The 17,789-nt window shown below is 53.0% G+C and carries 14 protein-coding genes; 10 read left to right on the top strand and 4 right to left on the bottom strand.

The window, feature by feature from the left end; translation table 11 throughout:
- Nucleotides 1-27: 27 nt before the first annotated feature.
- The 4 genes from HW115_RS16185 to HW115_RS16170 all read left to right on the top strand — a co-directional run bounded on the left by HW115_RS16185 (nucleotide 28) and on the right by HW115_RS16170 (nucleotide 7,442).
- The gene (locus HW115_RS16185; protein ID WP_178933992.1) at nucleotides 28-342 is read left to right on the top strand and encodes a FeoA family protein; all 315 of its coding nucleotides are present in this window, start codon (nucleotides 28-30) and stop codon (nucleotides 340-342) included.
- Nucleotides 343-413: 71 nt separating this feature from the next.
- Nucleotides 414-2,318: a ferrous iron transporter B gene (feoB, locus tag HW115_RS16180; RefSeq protein WP_178933991.1), complete on the top strand. Its 1,905-nt coding sequence runs from the start codon at nucleotides 414-416 to the stop codon at nucleotides 2,316-2,318.
- A 344-nt stretch (nucleotides 2,319-2,662) separates the two neighbouring features.
- Nucleotides 2,663-5,950 (top strand): DUF1553 domain-containing protein, encoded by a 3,288-nt coding sequence (locus HW115_RS16175; RefSeq protein ID WP_178933990.1) that lies wholly within the window; start codon nucleotides 2,663-2,665, stop codon nucleotides 5,948-5,950.
- A 22-nt stretch (nucleotides 5,951-5,972) separates the two neighbouring features.
- The gene (locus HW115_RS16170) at nucleotides 5,973-7,442 is read left to right on the top strand and encodes a DUF1501 domain-containing protein (RefSeq protein WP_178933989.1); all 1,470 of its coding nucleotides are present in this window, start codon (nucleotides 5,973-5,975) and stop codon (nucleotides 7,440-7,442) included.
- 119 nt (nucleotides 7,443-7,561) lie between these two features.
- Here the strand turns inward: HW115_RS16170 and HW115_RS16165 are convergent, their stop codons facing one another.
- The gene (locus HW115_RS16165) at nucleotides 7,562-8,653 is read right to left on the bottom strand and encodes a basic secretory protein-like protein (RefSeq protein ID WP_178933988.1); all 1,092 of its coding nucleotides are present in this window, start codon (nucleotides 8,651-8,653) and stop codon (nucleotides 7,562-7,564) included.
- A 280-nt stretch (nucleotides 8,654-8,933) separates the two neighbouring features.
- Between HW115_RS16165 and HW115_RS16160 the strand changes: the two genes are divergently transcribed.
- Nucleotides 8,934-10,490 carry a sulfatase family protein gene (locus tag HW115_RS16160; RefSeq protein WP_178933987.1) on the top strand — a complete coding sequence of 519 codons (1,557 nt, stop codon included), beginning with the start codon at nucleotides 8,934-8,936 and terminating at the stop codon, nucleotides 10,488-10,490.
- Between the two features lie 5 nt (nucleotides 10,491-10,495).
- Complete coding sequence (locus HW115_RS16155; RefSeq protein ID WP_178933986.1) at nucleotides 10,496-11,929, top strand: sulfatase family protein; 1,434 nt, start codon at nucleotides 10,496-10,498, stop codon at nucleotides 11,927-11,929.
- A 159-nt stretch (nucleotides 11,930-12,088) separates the two neighbouring features.
- Here HW115_RS16155 and HW115_RS16150 read toward each other — a convergent pair whose 3' ends face one another.
- The 3 genes from HW115_RS16150 to trxB all read right to left on the bottom strand — a co-directional run bounded on the left by HW115_RS16150 (nucleotide 12,089) and on the right by trxB (nucleotide 15,079).
- Complete coding sequence (locus HW115_RS16150) at nucleotides 12,089-13,252, bottom strand: prenyltransferase/squalene oxidase repeat-containing protein (protein ID WP_178933985.1); 1,164 nt, start codon at nucleotides 13,250-13,252, stop codon at nucleotides 12,089-12,091.
- Nucleotides 13,252-14,040, bottom strand: a complete 789-nt coding sequence (locus HW115_RS16145; RefSeq protein WP_178933984.1) for a YdjY domain-containing protein — start codon at nucleotides 14,038-14,040, stop codon at nucleotides 13,252-13,254. The genes HW115_RS16150 and HW115_RS16145 overlap by 1 nt, the downstream gene beginning before the upstream one ends.
- 109 nt (nucleotides 14,041-14,149) lie before the next feature.
- On the bottom strand, nucleotides 14,150-15,079 hold the full coding sequence (gene trxB / locus HW115_RS16140) for a thioredoxin-disulfide reductase (RefSeq protein WP_178933983.1): 930 nt from the start codon (nucleotides 15,077-15,079) through the stop codon (nucleotides 14,150-14,152).
- A 140-nt stretch (nucleotides 15,080-15,219) separates the two neighbouring features.
- Here trxB and HW115_RS16135 point away from each other — a divergent pair, with 140 nt between their 5' ends.
- The 4 genes from HW115_RS16135 (at nucleotide 15,220) to HW115_RS16120 (ending at nucleotide 17,783) form a co-directional block, all read left to right on the top strand.
- Nucleotides 15,220-15,606, top strand: a complete 387-nt coding sequence (locus tag HW115_RS16135) for a hypothetical protein (RefSeq protein WP_178933982.1) — start codon at nucleotides 15,220-15,222, stop codon at nucleotides 15,604-15,606.
- Between the two features lie 190 nt (nucleotides 15,607-15,796).
- Nucleotides 15,797-16,243, top strand: a complete 447-nt coding sequence (locus HW115_RS16130; RefSeq protein ID WP_178933981.1) for a MarR family winged helix-turn-helix transcriptional regulator — start codon at nucleotides 15,797-15,799, stop codon at nucleotides 16,241-16,243.
- Nucleotides 16,209-17,057 (top strand): purine nucleoside phosphorylase YfiH/LACC1 family protein, encoded by an 849-nt coding sequence (locus HW115_RS16125; protein ID WP_227021588.1) that lies wholly within the window; start codon nucleotides 16,209-16,211, stop codon nucleotides 17,055-17,057. The genes HW115_RS16130 and HW115_RS16125 overlap by 35 nt, the downstream gene beginning before the upstream one ends.
- A 30-nt stretch (nucleotides 17,058-17,087) precedes the next feature.
- Entirely contained in the window at nucleotides 17,088-17,783 is a 696-nt protein-coding gene (locus HW115_RS16120) for a DUF1287 domain-containing protein (RefSeq protein ID WP_227021587.1), read from the top strand.
- Nucleotides 17,784-17,789: the final 6 nt, after the last annotated feature.

Raw genomic sequence — 17,789 nt, 5'->3', positions numbered from 1 at the left:
ATCAGAACTTATTCCCAGAAGTGAAAAATGACCCCGAAGGAAAAATACTTATTGCAACAGCGTCTCAATTGCGCTCTATTGCGCGTGGAGATGATTGCCGATATTGCCAGCGAGCTGAAAGTGGACAGTGCGATGACCTTGAGTCAGGCGCAAGCGGGCTGCATGCTGCGTATTTGCAAACTGGAGGGAAAGGGCTGTCGCCGTTTGCGGGAGATTGGTCTGTGTGAGGAAATGCAGATTTGCAAGCTGTCGAACGGTCGTAACATGTTGTGTTCGATGTGTGGGACCAAACTGGCGGTGAGCCGGAAGCTGGGTGAGCAGGTGATGGTTGAGGTGGCTTGAATCGCGGGGTACGTCCAAGGCCGATGCGGTCGGGGTAGCCCGGCAGGTGAAGAATTTAGCTGATCAAACGAATGATGGAAACCATAGCTCTTGTCGGAAACCCCAACTGTGGAAAAACCACGCTGTTTAATTCGCTGACCGGGGCGAATCAGAAAACCGGTAATTATCCGGGGATTACGGTGACCCGGGTGTCTGGGACCTTTCGCACGCCCCACGGCAATCGGTATGAATTGCTCGATCTTCCTGGATGTTACTCGCTGGATCCCAAGTCTCCGGACGAAAAGATTACCCGGGATGTGCTCTTTGGTTCGCAAGAGGGCGAGGCACAACCATCAGCTGTCGTCTGTGTGGTGGATGCCTCCAATCTGGAGCGGCACCTTTATCTGGCGCTACAGGTTGTGGATCTTGGATTGCCGGTGGTAGTGGCCTTGAATAAAGTGGATTTGGCTGAATCCCAGGGGGTGAGAATCAATGTGGAGATGCTCGCTGAAGAACTCGGCTTGCCCGTGGTGCCATGTCAGGCCAATACGGGGAAGGGAGTGATCGATCTCAAGCACGCGATCCGGCATCCGTTCCCTCACCCGGCACAAGCGGCCAGCCATGGTTTGAGTCGTGAGGCCATGGTGAGTGATGAGGCCCTGTCTCAGGCCCGAACTGCGCGGGTGCAGGAAATATGTGCACACGCGACGCGGCGCTTGGAGTTGGGAGGCATGACGATCAGTGACAAAATCGACCAGGTGGTGTTGCATCCACTTGCCGGTTGGGGCATTTTTATCGGCTTGATGCTGGGGATTTTTTACACGATTTTCAGTGTTTCCGCGTATCCCATGGGCTGGGTGGAGACCGGGATTGATGCGGTCAAAGGGCTTGTTGACGGATGGATGTCCGAGGGGGACGTGAAGGATTTGGTGATCAACGGGGTGATTGACGGAGTTGGGAGTGTGGTGATTTTCTTACCGCAGATTTTGATGTTGTTGTTTTTCATCGGACTGATGGAAACGACGGGGTACATGACACGGGCGGCGATGCTGATGGACGGCTTGATGGGGAGGGTCGGCTTGAGTGGTCGGGCGTTTTTACCATTGATGAGTTCTTATGCCTGCGCCATCCCGGGGATTATGGCGACGCGCAGCATGGATAGTGCCAAGCAACGCCTTCTGACGATATTGATTGCTCCGTGGATGAGTTGTACCGCCCGTCTGCCGGTGTATTCTCTGCTGATTGGCATGTTAATGGCCGGACAGGGGGCTTGGATGCAGGCTCTCGTTTTGGCCGGAGTCTATGCTCTGGGAACGGTGACGGCCTTGTTTGCCGCCTGGTTGCTGGCGCCCAAGGTGAAGGGGGAGGAAGAGGCGTCACATTTTTTGATGGAACTTCCGGTCTACAGTCGGCCTGACTGGTCATACATTGGGCGGCATTTACTTGAGCGTGCTTGGGCCTTTATACGGAATGCGGGCACGGTGATTCTTGGGCTTTGTATTTTACTTTGGGCGCTTCAGACGTATCCCAAACCTGAGGAAGGCTCCCCGGCTGCTGAGAACCCCTCATTGGCTCTAGAACAAAGTTATATGGGGAGGGTTGGCCATGCGATCGAACCCGTGGTCAAGCCTCTCGGCTATGATTGGCGAACGGGAACGGCCCTGATTGCATCGTTTGCAGCGCGTGAGGTTTTTAATGCCAATTTGGCGATTTCTTATTCGGTTGAAGAAGTGGATGACGAGGAGGCTTTTCTGGAGCGGCTTCGTGGCCAGTTGGATCAGGCGACCTGGCCTGACGGGCGCAAGATTTACACGCCGGTCACGACCTTGAGCTTGTTGGTCTTTTTCGTCTATGCTCTGCAATGTTTGCCGACCACGGTGGTGGTCCGGCGGGAATCCGGGTCTTGGAAGTGGGCATTGGCCCAGCTGGGAGGGATGTCGCTGGTTGCCTGGTTGGCCGCATTCACCGTTTACCAGCTTGGTAGTTTGCTGGTGTAATTGTGCTTTCGCTTTGAGCTCTTAAAATCATGTTGTAGTTTGAACCATGGATTGGATGAACTGGCAGAGTTACGCGGCTCCCCTGATTGTTGTCATCACGCTGGGCATGTTCTTGTGGCGTTGGAAAAAGGCGCATGATGCCAAATGCTGTGGCGGGCGGTGTGGTTGTGCTGTTTCGAAGCGGAGAAAGCAAGCCGTGGCACCAGCGCAACTTCGGCAGTCACGGAAAGAGTGAATTTTTAGTTTCGTTGTGAAATATGCGCAGGAGGGCTGTCGTATAGCTCTGGATGGTGGCTAAGGATCAAATACAAAACCTCCCCTCAAGTCTCGCTCTCAGCTCACGGATGATCACTCGATTGTTTGCGCTGGCATCCGGCATGTTGCTCCTCTCCTGCGATCAGGATCAGGGTTCAGGCAGTGACGAACGCTCTGCGAGCCATGTTTCGACTTCCCCATCGACATCCCCATCGACCTCCCCGGAATCCGATGGTTTACCTGAGTTGGTGACTTTCAATGCCCACATCCAGCCGATATTGTCGGAAAAATGCTACCATTGCCACGGTCCGGACTCGGGGACTCGCGAGCCGAAGGATGCACCCTTACGGATCGACCGCGAATCCTTTGCCTTTGAACCTCGTGAAAATGGGAAGCCGGTGATCGTCCGTGGAGCTCCGGAAGAGTCATTGCTGCTGGATTTGATGAAGTCGGAGGATGTTTCGGAAATCATGCCGCCTCCTAAAAGTCACAAAACGATGAGCCCGGAAGAGATTGCGCTTGTCGAAAAGTGGATCAAACAAGGGGCTGAATACCAGGAGCATTGGGCGTTTTTGGCCCCTCAAAAAGCTGAGCTTCCCAAGGTCAAAGCAGATCGTTGGGTGCGTAACCCCATCGACCAGTTTGTTTTGGCGAAGATGGAAGAGGCTGGGTTGCAGCCGAACCCCCCACAAAACCCGCGTCGATTATTGCGGCGGATTACCTTTGATGTCATCGGATTGCCACCGGAACCAGAAGAGGTGGACCAGTTCGAAAAAGCATTTCAAGAGGATCCGGTCGCAGCGGTGAATGAGGTGCTCGACCGCTTGTTCCAGATGCCGGCATACGGTGAGCAGCAGGGGCGCTTGTGGTTGGATGCCGCGCGGTATGCGGACACACACGGTATTCATATCGATAATTTCCGTGAGATTTGGCCATACCGCGACTGGGTGGTGGATGCCTTTAACCGGAACATGCCCTTTGATCGGTTTACGGTGGAGCAGTTGGCGGGCGATTTGCTCGAATCTCCGACTCTCGACCAAAAAGTTGCAACGGGCTTTAACCGCTGTCTGCCGACGACAGGTGAAGGGGGGTCGATCGCGGATGAGGTGAATGCCATGTATGCAACCGACCGGGTGAACACCACCTTTGGTGTCTGGCAGGGGCTGACGGTGGGATGTGCCGAATGCCACGACCATAAATTTGATCCTGTCAGTCAGAAAGAATTCTATCAGTTGACTGCTTTTTTCCGCAATACAACGATGGCAGCTCTGGATCGGAACAACGGGCGGCATCCTCCAAGCGTGTTTGTGCCACGCCCGGGCGACCGACCACGTTTGGCGGAAATCGAAAAAGAGATTGAGCATTGGCAAGAGGTCGCCGGAACAAAACAATCTCAATATAAGTTAGAACGAAAGAAGGCCTTTCAAGATTGGCTGAAGCAGTTGCCGGATCGCGGTGGACAGCCGCATCGCACGGTGGATAAAGAGATCGTATCGTTGCCGCTAAGGGTTACGGGTGGCGGAGAGCTACTTGGTTATACGGCCGGGAATCCGACGTCATGGAAAGTCGATGTGAAGTCGCGTCCCGGAGTCTTTGGGCCGGCTTTGTCATTGGGTGGTCAGTCATCGATCGAGCTGGGTGATCTCGCCGACTTCGATGGGAAACGTGGTTTTTCCTTTGGAGGTTTTGTTTATGTTGAAGGCTCTCCTAACGGGGCCATTCTTGCCAGAATGGATTCGAGTGATCATCACCGTGGCTGGGACCTTTGGTTGCAAGGGGGAAAGGTTGGCGCCCATATCGTCGACCAGTGGCCGGATCGGGCCGTGAAAGCAGTTGCCAACAAGGCGTTGACAGCGAAACAGTGGCATCATGTTTGGGTTGTGTATGACCCCAGTAAAAAGAAGTCATCGTTGACGATCTATATCGATGGCAAGGCCGAGGCTCTGAGCTATTCTCATAATACCAAGCTGCGTGCGATTGATACCAAGGTTCCTTTACGTCTCGGTGCGAGGGAGGGGAATGACAGTGCCTTGCAGGGCGTGGTGGCAGTGCAAGACCTTCGTATTGTTTCCCGTCCGATGCCGGCAAAGGAAGTTAATAAAATGCTTTTCGATTCACTGGTCGATGAAGCCGGACAGCTTCAAGAAGTGAAAGGGCGAAAAGGGAATGCAGCTTTGCTCGCAGCTCTGAGAAAACAATTTGATGTGACTCATCCGTCGAAACCAACGGAAGAGGATCAAAAAATCAAGGCGCTGACTGCGGAAGCCGAGCGATTGAAAAAGCGAGGATCATACTCGTTGGTCATGGAGGAAAAAAAGGACCGCGATCCTTTTGCCTATATTCTTGAACGAGGCGATTATGCTTCCAAGGGGGAGAAAGTCTCGGCCGGAACACCTGCCGTGTTGCCGGCAATGACCGAGGAGATGCAGGTAAACCGCCGTGGGTTGGCTGAATGGCTGGTCTCGACCGAGAACCCCTTGACGTCCAGAGTTACGATCAACCGCTATTGGCATTACTTGTTTGGTCGTGGCATTGTCGAGACCACCGAGGACTTTGGCATCATGGGTGGTCGCCCCAGTCACCCGGAACTCTTGGATTGGTTGGCTCTTGAATTTGTCGAGCAGGGGTGGGATGTGCAACACATGTTGAGAACAATCATCGGTTCGTCAACCTACCAGCAGTCGGCTGGTTTATCGCCGGAGAAGTTGGAAAAGGATCCGTTGAATGTCTTATTCACCCGGGCTCCGAGGTTTAGGATGCATGGGGAGCAGATCCGTGACATGGCATTGTCGGCGTCCGATCTGCTGGTCGATGAGGTGGGGGGGGCTCCTGTAAAACCCTACCAGCCGGAAGGCATCTGGGAGGCTGTGGCCATGAATCAATCGAATACCCGTCATTACAAACAAGACAGCGGGGAGAAGTTATACCGACGTTCGATTTATACCATTTGGAAGCGAACGGCACCTCACCCGGCGATGGAGTTATTGAATGCTCCGGCCCGGGAGACGTTTTGTGTTAGACGCGAGCGGACAAACACACCGCTGGCCGCATTTGTTTTGATGAATGACGAGCAGTTGGTGGAAGCCTGTCGGGTGTTGGCGGAGAAGGCAATGAAAGAGGGAAAGGGGGAGCAACAAAGACTGGACCTGATTACCCAAAGATTGCTGGCCCGATCGTTGAAGGATGATGAACGAAAAATCGTTGCCCAATCACTGAACGAAGCGTTGCAGCTATACCAGTCCGATCCGGAAGCTGCATCCAAATTGTTAGCTGTTGGAGACAGCGAAGCGGACCCTTCGCTACCTGCTGCTGAGTTTGCCGCATGGACGATGGTGACTACCCAGATACTCAATCTCGACGAGGCACAAACCAAATAAACCTAAACCCCACTGACTTAAAATGAATGATCTTTTCGACCTAAATGGCATTGTTAATCGCCGACAGTTTTTCCGTAAAAATATGACCGGCTTAGGGGCCGCGGCCCTGGCTTCGTTGTTACCCAAAGAGTTGATGGCTCTCGGGGGGCATGCGGGAGCAGGGGATGTCCAATTGCCGCATTTTGCGCCGAAGGCGAAGCGAGTGATTTACATGTCGATGATTGGGGCCCCCAGCCAGTTGGAAACTTTCGACTACAAGCCGGGATTGGAAAAGCGTTTCAAGGAAGATCTGTCTGGATTTTTGAAAGAGTCAGGTGTGAGACTAACAACGATGACGTCAGGGCAGAAAGGTTTCCCTGTTGCTCCTTCCCGGTTTGCATTTAACCAGCACGGGGAATCCGGGGCCTGGGTCAGTGAGTTGCTGCCGCATACGGCCAAAATGGTCGATGACTTGTGCATTATCAAGTCGATGCATACGGATGCCATCAACCATGAGCCCGCCAACTATTTGATGTACACCGGATCGATGATTCGGGGGAAAGCCTCGATGGGCTCTTGGTTGTCTTATGGCCTGGGGAGTATGAACCAGGACCTGCCGACTTTTGTCGTATTGCACGCATACCACACGAACCCGAAGTCGAATGTGCAGGCGATTTCCTCAGGTTTGTGGGGGAGTGGTTTTTTACCCGGGGAACATGCTGGCGTCTCATTACGAGGTAAAGGTGATCCCGTGTTGTATTTGAAAAATGCGCCCGGCATTTCGAGGGAGATGCGCCGATCGATGTTAGATGGCTTGAACACGCTGAACCGGAAATCGTATGAACAGGTCGGGGATCCTGAAATTCAAACCAGAATTCAACAATACGAAATGGCTTTCCGGATGCAGGCGAGTGTTCCCGAGCTTACGGATATGTCAGGGGAGTCTGAGCACACCTATGAGCTTTATGGTTCCGAGGCCAAGAAGCGTGGCTCCTTTGCCTATTCTTGTTTGATGGCCAGGCGTCTGGTCGAGCGCGGGACTCGTTTTGTTCAGATTTTTCACCGGGGGTGGGACCAGCATGGTGCATTACAGCGTGATTTACCTGAGCAATGCAAAGATGTGGATCAAGGTGCTTATGCCTTGATTCAGGATTTGAAACAGCGAGGTATGTTAGAAGATACTTTGGTTGTCTGGGGTGGGGAGTTTGGGCGGACGGTGTATTGTCAGGGGCCGTTGTCTGAAAAGAATTACGGGCGGGACCACCACCCGAAGTGTTTTACGATCTGGATGGCCGGAGGGGGGATCAAGCCTGGTATGGTTTATGGTGAAACCGATGAAATGTCATTTAATATCACCACTCCTGATCAGGCAGTGCATGTGCGGGATTTACATGCAACGATCCTACACCAATTGGGCATTGATCACGAGCGCTTGACTTACCCATATCAAGGATTGGATAACCGCTTGACCGGGGTGATGCCGGCCAAGGTGGTCCGTGATATTTTAACTTAGCGTTTGCCTTTACGGATTCCAGGAGGTGAACGATCTTCCATGGTCTCTGTTTCCCATAGGGACAAAAAAAGGGCACCGCGAGGGTGCCCTTGAAGATGCGGAGGTTTTGATTTGAGTGGTCAGGATTGGATCTTCCAGCCAGAGTTTTTATACTCTTCGGTGAGTTGCTTGAGCTCTTTGCCCGTGATCTTTTTCCAGATGTCATCGGTGTAGGTGCCGTTGCGCACTTCGATAGAGACCGGTTTGACGATTTCTTTTTTATAGGTTTCTTCCAGGTAGAGCAGAAACGCTGCCGAGCTCCAGTAAGCGCCAAGCGGTTTATTGAGATCGATGTTTGCGCGGTGGCGTTTTTTCCAATTGTCTTCGACCGGGTTGAGTTTGTAGCGGGTGTAATCAGCCACTCCTTCGATGAACCAGTGCGGCTTGTAGTTCGGGTAGTGTTGGATGACGTGGGTGAGTTCGTGAACAAACACGCCGATGGTGTCGGCTTTGTTTTTTCTGAGATGGTCCGCGGAGATAACGATGTAGCTTTTATCCGCATAGGCAGGGTACTTCATGCTCGCACGGTAGTGGATATCGACATCGACATAGGTGTCATCGAGTGGTGAACCAAGAATGCTGACGAGTTGGGGCCAGAGGTCAAAGTAGAGCGCCGCCATTTCATCAAAGCGAGGTTTGAGGTCTTCATTGCCTTCGAGGTTGGTGGCCAGTGAGAGCTGGAAGGTTTTGCCTTCCAGAGTTGCGGTCCCTTTTTGGATCAGGACGGGGGAGGCGGCATCGGTGAATTCGATTTCACGGACCGCGATGTGGTGACCGTTGGCTTCGGTAGCGAGCAAGCGCAGGTGAGTGGTGTTGGCCGGGATCTTGCTATCGATGAGCGCAGCGCGTTCGACTGCTATTTTTTTCCAGCTGTTTCCATCGGATGAAGCTTCGAGAACCGCTCCATTGAAAAAGTCTTCGCTACCTGAGATCCCGGTGTGAACACGCAGGTTTTTACCAGTGGGTAGAGCCTCGGGGAAACTGAGCTGGATCCAGTCACCGGGTTTGGTTTTTCCCTTGGTTTGGTAATAGGTGTCGAGTTTGCCATCTGTGATGAGTTCGAGGGCGTGGCCGTCCTTGGCCGGAAGGTTGCTGCTGATCTTGGCTTTTCCAATGGGAGACGCGGTGGCCAGGGCTGGGATGAGTGTGATAATCGGAATGAGGTATCGCATGAGAAATATAAAGTAGGTTTTTTCTGGAGTATCTGGTTCAATTGTCGCTTGCTTCAGCCGTAAGGGTGCTTGCGAATGACGGGCAAATATACGATGGATTCGTTTAATTCATACGTCTTCTTATGTGTAACCTTAGGGGACAGATTTGCCCGGGTTTGGCGTTCGTGGCGTTTGGGTTGCAGGTGTATCCAAAGCGGACAAGGACGTGGGGTGATATAGCGCTTGAGTGCGTAGGTAATGAAATTACTCTTTTGTTTTGTCGACTCAAACAAATCCTGAGATGAAAATGCTGTATCGATTATCCTTAGCTTTGACGATGGTGACTTCCGGTCTGTGCGCCGAGCGTCCTAACATTGTGTTTATTTTTTCTGATGATCATGCCCTGCAGGCTATTTCCTCCTATGGTGGTCGGCTCAAGGATGTGGCTCCCACTCCTAACATTGACCGCTTGGCCAAGCAGGGGGCAATTTTCGATAACTCGTTTTGCGCCAACTCGATCTGTGGCCCGTCCCGTGCTTGTATTTTGACCGGAAAGCATTCCCACCGCAATGGTTTCATGCGCAACGGCGACAAGTTCGACGGCTCTCAGAACACGTTTCCCAAGCAACTACAAGATGCGGGCTACCAGACGGCAATCATCGGGAAGTGGCATCTACACACCAAGCCGACTGGGTTTGATTTCTGGCAGGTGCTTCCCGGCCAAGGGTCATATTACAATCCAGACTTCCGGGTGATGGAGGGGGGTGACAACAAAGGGCTGAAACGCTTTCCCGGATATGCCACCGACCTTATTACGGATCATTCGATCGAGTGGTTGGAGAAGCGTGACAAAACCAAGCCGTTCCTGCTGATGTGCCAGCATAAGGCTCCGCACCGCAACTGGGCACCAGCACCGCGCCACCTGACATTGTTTGATGATGTTGAGATCCCTGAACCTGCGACCTTGCGCGATGACTACTCGGGGCGTTCCGAGTGGTTGAAAAAAAACGAGATGTCGATCGATAAGCATTTTCACTGGCAGCACGACCTCAAGATTCACGGCACCAGCCCGTTCCCCGGGAAGATGCCCGGCACCTGGACCAATGGGGAATACCCGCGAATGAGTGACCGCCAGAAGCGCGATTGGGACAAGGCATACAGCCCGAAGAACTACCGGCTCTTAGCCAAGGTGGCGGACAACAAGGTCAGTGATGATGAAATCCTGTCGTGGAAATACCAGCGCTACATCAAGGATTACCTGAGGGTGATCCGTGCGGTGGATGAAAACGTTGGTCGCTTGTTGGATTATCTCGACAAAGAAGGTCTGGCAGAGAACACTATCGTGATCTACTCCTCGGACCAGGGGTTTTATCTCGGTGAGCACGGATGGTATGATAAACGCTGGATGTTCGACCTTTCGATGAAAATGCCCTTCCTAATCCGCTGGCCGGGGGTGATCAAACCAGGGTCAAAAAATGCGGCCTTGATTCAAAACATCGACTACGCTCCGACATTCCTCGAAGTCTCAGGCGCAAAAGATTACGACGGCATTCAGGGGCAAAGTCTCGTGTCCTTGCTGAAAGGGGAGGTCAAGCCGGAGGAATTTCGCCAGAGTGTGTACTACGCATACTACGAAAACCCAGGGATCCATAACGTCCCTCGGCACGATGGAATCCGGACAGATCGTTACAAGTTGTTTTATATTCCCCAAAGTGATGAATGGCAGCTGTTTGATTTGCAAAAAGATCCGGACGAGATGCGTAGTGAGCATAACAACCCGGAGTATGCAGAGGTGCTGAAGGTGATGAAAAAGCGTTATCAGCAACAGAAATCGCGCTACGGGTCCCAACATAAATAAATTTCATGAAACGATCCATTCTCATTCCTCTTTGTGCTTTGTTTTCCGTGGCACCGCTCAGTGCGGCGGAGAAACCGAACATTATTCTCGTGATGGCTGACGACCAGGGGTATGGCGATGCTGGATACACAGGTCACGCCGTCGTTCAGACACCGAACATGGATGCCATGGCGAAAGAGAGTGTTGTTTTTAAACGCTTTTATGCCGGGGCTCCGGTCTGTTCGCCCACACGTGCCAGCGTGATGACGGGGCGCACACCGATGCGGACCAATGTCCTCAATCACGGGCATTATCTGCGGCCTCATGAGATGACGATCGCAGAGGTTCTCCAATCCCGTGGCTATGTAACCGGACATTTCGGGAAGTGGCACATCGGGTCGGTGCAGAAAGAATCGCCAACCTGTCCGGGGCAGGTTGGTTTTGACGAGTGGCTGACGGCCTTGAATTTCTTCGACCAGAACCCCTACATGAGCCATAACGGTCGCTTTAAGCAGCTTCAGGGGCAGGGGTCGGTTCTCACCATGGATGCGGCCATCGACTTTGTCGACAAACACCGGAAAGGTGAAAAGCCGGTTTTTGCCGTGGTTTGGTTCCCCGCACCGCATGACCCGCACAAGGAGCTCTCGAGCCAGCCGGAGAGGTATGCCGGAGAAAAACATCGTGGGTATTTTCAGGAAATTTCACTGATTGATGAACAGCTTGGCCGCCTGCGTAAGGAGCTCCGGAAGATGGGAATTCATAAAAATACCATTGTTTGGTATTGCTCGGATAACGGGGGACTTGTCAAAGAAACGTCCGGAGGACGCGAACGGAAAGGGTCCATTTATGAAGGCGGGATACGTGTTCCTGCCATGTTAGAGTGGCCGGCCCGATTGTCGTCTCAAGGTGTGGCCGTACCGGCATCTACTTCGGATATCTATCCCACGTTGCTGGCCCTTACCGGTGGTGAAGAACAACAGCAACCGCTTTTGGATGGTGTCGATCTGATGCCATTGATCGAAGGTAAGCAATCAAAACGTAAGAATATGATAGGCTTCTGGCATCAGTTTACCGGTGGACAGCCGACACACAGTGACCGGATCATTAAGCAGCTGATGGAAGCTCAGCAGGGAGACAGGGCATCCCCGTATCCGATGCGTCTATTGAAAAATGTCAATGTATTCCCAGCTCATCAGCGCGGGGAGAACGGGGGCTACCCCGGGCATGCAGCTCTGTTGGATTGGCCATACAAGATCCATGTCATCGGGCATCGACAGAAACCTTCGAGATACGAGTTGTATGATCTTGAAAAGGACCCAATGGAAACTCGCAACTTGATGGAGGAAAAGAAGCCGGAGGCTGCCAGAATGAAAAAGGCCATCGACGCTTGGCAAGATTCCGTGATCAATAGTTTGAACGGGAATGATTATGCCGATAAAAAGCCTATCACCGGATTATAGATGCGTCTGGCTCAGACCTTGTGTCATGGGTTCCACGCCACAGTCATGCTGAGAGAAGGGACGAGGCCGGAAGGGGGGCGAAAGAGAGAGGAGCTTCAGGTCTAAACAAAAGTGGAGGATTGATTCCAATCCTCCACCTCGTTTGACTGTGACTACTGGTTACTCCGGGATGGAGTGATAGATTTGTTCCAGTGTGAGCACGGCATAGGCCGTTACCAGCACGGGGTCGCTTTCCCACCAGCGGGAATTCTTATTAAGCCACGAGCCGTCTTCGCGTTGGGCGGTCAGGAGTTCACTGGCGATGTCCTTGCGCCAGTCGGCTTTTTTGCCACCTTGTAAGGGAAGCTTGTCGATATTGGCTGCGGCGAGAGCCTTGGCCATGGCATGGTAGTAATAATACAAGCCTTGTTGTCCGAGGGTGGGGTCTTCCTTGGTTGCCATTCCTGGGTTTTCTTTGACGGAATAGTTATTCCCTGCCCATTTTTTAACGGCAACAACACGGGGGTCGGATGCATCCAGATCAGCATAAATCATGGAAAGGAGTCCGGCATAGGACATGGAGCCATACCCGCGCAGGGTTTTGGTTCCGTCCGGGTTGGTGTTGTGTCCGGCTTTGGAATCGCCGGGGAAGTAGTTGAATGATCCGTCATCACTGATGCCGAGCTGGTCATTGGTTGCTTTCAGGTTCTGCGTGCGCGAAATGAATTGAATGGCGGCATCCCAATTGAGCTCGGGCTGTTTGCCTTCGGCATTATCCTGGGCGATACTCCGTGAGAGCCGCAGAGCCTCGATAGCGAGATAGGTGTTGGACATATCGGAGTGGTTGTAGGACCCCCCGTATCCAATACCTCCATCATATTTATTATCGGCCTGGCCCTTGGTATCCCAGTCTGCTTGCTGGTTGATGAGGAAGCGGCGGGCTTTGAGGATGGCCGGATGATACGTTTTGTCGCCGGTGGAAACGAGAGCGACAATCGCGGTCGAGGTGTTGTAGGTTCCCAGACCTTTTCCGTAGATGCCGCCATCGTCTTTTTGTTGTTTGGCAAGCCAAGCGTATCCCTTGTCGATATATTCGGCTTTTTCGTGCGACGGGGAGCGCATGGCGGCTGTGAGTGCCAGCGCAGTGTATGCCGGGTACTTGGGTTCGCGCCAGTATCCCTCTTTGTCTTGCTGGGTCTTGAGGTAGGCGTTGCCTCGTTCGATCGCTCGTTTCATTTCGAGTTTGATCGAGAGGTAGGGGTTGTCCTGGGCCTGGGCATTCAGGCTGAGGCATGAAATGACCATGGGCATGGCCAGGCGCTTGAGCATCGTGTGTGTATTCATTATTTGACCTTGGTTTCTTGAGGTGAAAGTTTTCCGTCCCATGGTTTCAGGATGACGGTGACCTTGCTGCCTTCCCGGGGGAGTCGTTCTGCGGGTAGCCAGAGGGTGTCGTCTTCGCGGTCAGCGCCCGGGTAGTTGGCGAGGGCGCTTTCATTGGGGAAAATAGCCAGAATGTTGCCATTGAGTTTGGCTTTGAATTTCCCCTCCCAGACGTAAGACCCGTTATAGACCCATGGCGTGGCTGGCATCGGCTTTTCGGTGATTCGGTGTTGAAGCCACTGGGTGATGGGGGCTGTTTTTTCTTTGCCCTCAGCCTTCCATGTGAGGTGCACGGTGAAGCGGGCAGCTTTACGAATGGTATCGGCCACGACCGGGTAGTGGTCTTCAAGGGTATGATCCGGCTTGAGCTGACGGAAGAGTTCCTGGGACTCTTTGTAGTTGAGCAACTTCAGGGCGATGTTCAGGTGGGTGGGGTCGGCTTCTGTTACCAGTAGAGATTCGTGGACTTTCTCTCCATTACTGTGGCAGAGAAGAAATTCCAGCGGGGTGCCGGGGTCCACGATATTGGTCATCGTATCCAGATGGATTTCACGAGTGGACTTATTGAAGGTGATCTTACCGATTTGGTATGTGTCGCCCGAGATCTTTTTGACCATCGGCTTGGTTTCTTTTTTTGCCGTTTCCGGACCGGAATCAGCCGGGGCTGCCTGATCAGCAGCCGTTGGTGGCTCAGCCATGACAGGCAGGCTGAGGATAGCACTGAAGAGGTAGACGGTGGGAAATCTCATGATCGTCAGGAAGAGTAACGCAGCTTGGGTAATTTTCTTGGGAAAAATGGGAGGAAATCCGGCCAAGGCGACAGATGGTATCCCTTGGCCGGAGCTTGAGGTTCCAGGATTAGTCCTGTTCAGCTAGCCAGCGTTCGACTTCGATGGCCGCTGCACAGCCTGCTCCGGCGGCGGTGATGGCCTGGCGGTATTCCTGATCTGAGACATCACCTGCGGTGTAGAGTCCTTCGACATTGGTGCGAGCACCGTGCTCGGGCAGAATGTAACCTCCGTCGTCGAGATTGACGAGATCTCCTAAGAATGCGGTGTTCGGCGTATGGCCAATGGCCATGAACACCCCTTTGACCTCGAGTTCGGAAGTCGAGCCGTCCTGAGTGTCCTCAAGCAGCAGGGCGCGGATGTCTCCTTTGTCGTCTGTGAGGTATTCCTTGATGGTTGCGTTCCAGACCGGGCTGACTTTTTCATGATCGAGCAGTCGCTGGGCCATGATTTTGGAGGCTCGGAGCTCGTCCCGACGGTGAATCAGATACACCTTACTGGCGAATTTTGTCAGGAACATGGCTTCTTCACAGGCGGAGTCTCCTCCTCCAATGACGCAGACCGGAACGTCACGGTAGAAAGCTCCGTCACAAGTGGCGCATGCAGTCAGACCATGACCACCACTGACCAGCTCATCCTCACCCGGAAGTCCAAGGTAGCGGGCGGATGCTCCGGAACAGATAATGACGGCTTTCGACTGATATGTGGTGGCTCCGGCATTCAGGGTGAAGGTGCCGTCGTCTTCTTTGACCAAGGAGTCGATCTGAGCGAACTCAACCCGCGCGCCAAAGCGCTCCGCTTGTTGCTGCATGTTGACCATCAGGTCCGGGCCGGTGATCCCTTCGGGGAAACCTGGGAAATTTTCGACTTCGGTGGTGGTGGTCAGCTGGCCTCCCGGCTGAGTTCCGGTGAGAACCAATGGCTTGAGGTCGGCGCGGGCGGTATAAATGGCGGCGGTGTATCCGGCAGGGCCGGTTCCGATAATAATAACGTTTTCCATGTTGCTTAGAGTATGAACGAGCGAAATTATGCCCCGAAAATGCTCTTCGGCAAGTGGTTTCCCAACAGATTGCTCTTCATTGGCCGGGATCTCCAAAATTAGGATTGTTCACCGACCTCCGTCTGGGGTACTGATGCTGTATGCCCAAGACTTCGTATCTGTTTTTTCCTCTGGCCGTGTTCTTGTGCTCCTGTGGCTCTTCAGGAGATCAACGGATGGGCTCGGAGCCCGAGAATCACGTGCGCCTTGCCGGAAGAGTTCAGCGGGTGAATGAGCATTCCCGCTTTGTCTTGATTCGCCGCTACGGGGTGTGGAGAGTCTCGGACAATGAGGTTGTGGAAAGTCGGGGAGATGGCAGAACCGCCAGCTTGCAGCCGACAGGGGAGCGTCTCGGTGAGCATGTCGCAGCCGACATCCGATCTGGTAAGGTAGAGGTCGGGGATGCGGTATACATCCGTCGTTTGTTTGATAAGGAAATGCCTAAGGAAGCTGAAACATCAACAAATATTGAAAAAAAAGATACCTGAAAAATTTGTGAGCCGTCGTGCTTATCTATTGATATATAATGGATTGGAGGGGTGTTTTTGTAAAAACTTATGTTAGGGTGTGTTGGTTTTTTTAAAATAAACCTTGTGGAAAGTTAATATTTTAGGTATCTCTGATTTCGCAACGGTGTTCACATTAGTCGAAATTAAACAACTAATGTACACAAATAAAATGAAAACCAGTCCCTCCAACACAAGCTTGGTCGATACCGATCGCCTTGCAGATTTTGTGCTGTTTACCCAGCGCTCCTGCATTCTGAACCTCTCCAGTGAGTTGAACCGTGGAAATGTTTCTTTTCCTCAGTTTTTCCTACTGGCCTATCTTTCCAGCGAAGACTATCTGACGATGTCGGATATTGCGAAAAAGATGGGGCATTCCACTGCAGCCGCAACCGGTTTGGTGGATCGTCTGGAGAAGTTGGGATATGTCGAGCGTATGCATGCAGCGGAAGATCGCCGCAAGATCATGGTTCGAATCACCACGAAGGGAGCCGAGCTTGTGTCACGGATGCGCGGAGAAATCGCTTCCAACCTCTCGGATGTCATGTCCGAAATGGATGAAGAGGAAGCCGATATCATCGCCCATGCGAATCGTGCTATCACAGGCCGATCACATTAAAATAGAGACCCAACCAGGATTCGAAAGCCGGCCGCCTCCAAGAGGCCGGGGATCGGGGCTTGGCAAGCCAGGGCGCTTGCGTTACGACCTTAGGTCGACGATGCAAGCGCCTTGTTATTTAAAAAAGATCAATGGGTTGGCCGGTGTGCGGGCCGATTTTGTGGAACGCATCCCCGGGATTGTTGTGGATACGGACCGTGAGGCCACGCTGGCCCGGCTTCAGCCGGAGCATGAGGCGAGGGTGAAGGCTTTGGGCTTTGAGTGGGCTGAATTACAGCGAGCGGAGCAGGTGCATGGGGCGGAGATTGCGATGGTGGAACGTGAGTCCCCGGTTCGCATCTGGCCGGGAGTGGATGGCCTGTTGACGGCCGACCCCGGAGTGTTGTTGGGGATTTATGTCGCTGATTGTGGGGCGGTGTATCTTAGTGATCAAAAGCAGGGCGTGTTAGGTTTGTTGCATTCTGGAAAGAAGGGCACGGAGGGGAACATCACGGGAAAAGCGATAGCGATGATGCAGAATCATTACGGGTCCCGGCCTGAGGATATCGAGGTGGCTTTGGCTCCATGCATTCGCCCACCACACTACGAAGTGAATTTTGCCTCTCAGATTAGAAAGCAGGTATTGGATGCCGGGGTGCCTGAGCATCGGTTCACGGATTCCGGGCTGTGTACGGGGTCGGATCTGGAACACTATTATAGTTATCGGATCGAACGTGGCTGTACTGGAAGGATGTTGGCTTTGTTGGGGCGTGTGGATGTTTCCTTTGCCTCGTCTGAGGGGCGCGCTAAAAATGAGAAACCCTACGCGCAATAATGTGTTGGGGGCTGCCGTATGGATGGAGGTATGGGAAAAGAGGAAATGATCTCCGAGGAGAGAGCACAAGGCGCGAAAGGACGGTGGAAATATCGACTTTTAGCCGGGCTCCTGCTGCTGGGGGCTGCGCTGTTTACCTTGCTTCCTCATTCCTGGTGGCAGGGGCTTCAACAGGGGGCGCTGTTTTCTTCAGCTGAGCATGCTCCCGACACCGTGGGAGGCCGCATTGCCGGTGCTGCGATGTCTCAGATTGATCGAACGGTGCGCTATGATCCAGCTTATGTAAAATTGGACTACCCGATGGGGGATGTGCCTATCGAAACCGGGGTGTGTACGGATGTTGTGATCCGGGCCTTGCGCCAGGCGATGGACTTTGATTTACAGCAGCGGGTGCATGAGGATATGCTTGTGCATTTCAAGCTGTATCCCCAGCGATGGGGCTTGGACCGACCGGATTCCAATATTGATCATCGGCGGGTTCCTAATCTGCAGGTGTTTTTTGAGCGAGCCGGGTATGCTTTACCTTTGACCCGGGATCCTGACGACTATCATCCGGGGGATATTGTAACCTGCCGGTTCGACACCGGCCGTGATCACATCATGGTTGTGAGCTACCAGAAAAGTTGGAAAGGAGACCCGCTGACCATTCATAATGCGGGTGGCGGAACCGGACAGAACGATTGTTTGTTCCGCTATGAACTCACCGGACATTACCGGGTTAAATGAGTGTGT

The organism is Oceaniferula marina, from assembly GCF_013391475.1.
GTDB lineage: Bacteria > Verrucomicrobiota > Verrucomicrobiia > Verrucomicrobiales > Akkermansiaceae > Oceaniferula > Oceaniferula marina.
This window is presented reverse-complemented; position numbering and strand designations above follow the sequence as displayed.

What these genes read in the sequence shown, in the direction of transcription:
- HW115_RS16185 (WP_178933992.1), top strand. Translation starts at nt 28, where the DNA reads ATGACCCCGAAGGAAAAATACTTATTGCAACAGCGTCTCAATTGCGCT.
- feoB (WP_178933991.1), top strand. Translation starts at nt 414, where the DNA reads ATGATGGAAACCATAGCTCTTGTCGGAAACCCCAACTGTGGAAAAACC.
- HW115_RS16175 (WP_178933990.1), top strand. Translation starts at nt 2,663, where the DNA reads ATGATCACTCGATTGTTTGCGCTGGCATCCGGCATGTTGCTCCTCTCC.
- HW115_RS16170 (WP_178933989.1), top strand. Translation starts at nt 5,973, where the DNA reads ATGAATGATCTTTTCGACCTAAATGGCATTGTTAATCGCCGACAGTTT.
- HW115_RS16165 (WP_178933988.1), bottom strand. Translation starts at nt 8,653, where the DNA reads ATGCGATACCTCATTCCGATTATCACACTCATCCCAGCCCTGGCCACC.
- HW115_RS16160 (WP_178933987.1), top strand. Translation starts at nt 8,934, where the DNA reads ATGAAAATGCTGTATCGATTATCCTTAGCTTTGACGATGGTGACTTCC.
- HW115_RS16155 (WP_178933986.1), top strand. Translation starts at nt 10,496, where the DNA reads ATGAAACGATCCATTCTCATTCCTCTTTGTGCTTTGTTTTCCGTGGCA.
- HW115_RS16150 (WP_178933985.1), bottom strand. Translation starts at nt 13,252, where the DNA reads ATGAATACACACACGATGCTCAAGCGCCTGGCCATGCCCATGGTCATT.
- HW115_RS16145 (WP_178933984.1), bottom strand. Translation starts at nt 14,040, where the DNA reads ATGAGATTTCCCACCGTCTACCTCTTCAGTGCTATCCTCAGCCTGCCT.
- trxB (WP_178933983.1), bottom strand. Translation starts at nt 15,079, where the DNA reads ATGGAAAACGTTATTATTATCGGAACCGGCCCTGCCGGATACACCGCC.
- HW115_RS16135 (WP_178933982.1), top strand. Translation starts at nt 15,220, where the DNA reads ATGCCCAAGACTTCGTATCTGTTTTTTCCTCTGGCCGTGTTCTTGTGC.
- HW115_RS16130 (WP_178933981.1), top strand. Translation starts at nt 15,797, where the DNA reads ATGAAAACCAGTCCCTCCAACACAAGCTTGGTCGATACCGATCGCCTT.
- HW115_RS16125 (WP_227021588.1), top strand. Translation starts at nt 16,209, where the DNA reads ATGCGAATCGTGCTATCACAGGCCGATCACATTAAAATAGAGACCCAA.
- HW115_RS16120 (WP_227021587.1), top strand. Translation starts at nt 17,088, where the DNA reads ATGGGAAAAGAGGAAATGATCTCCGAGGAGAGAGCACAAGGCGCGAAA.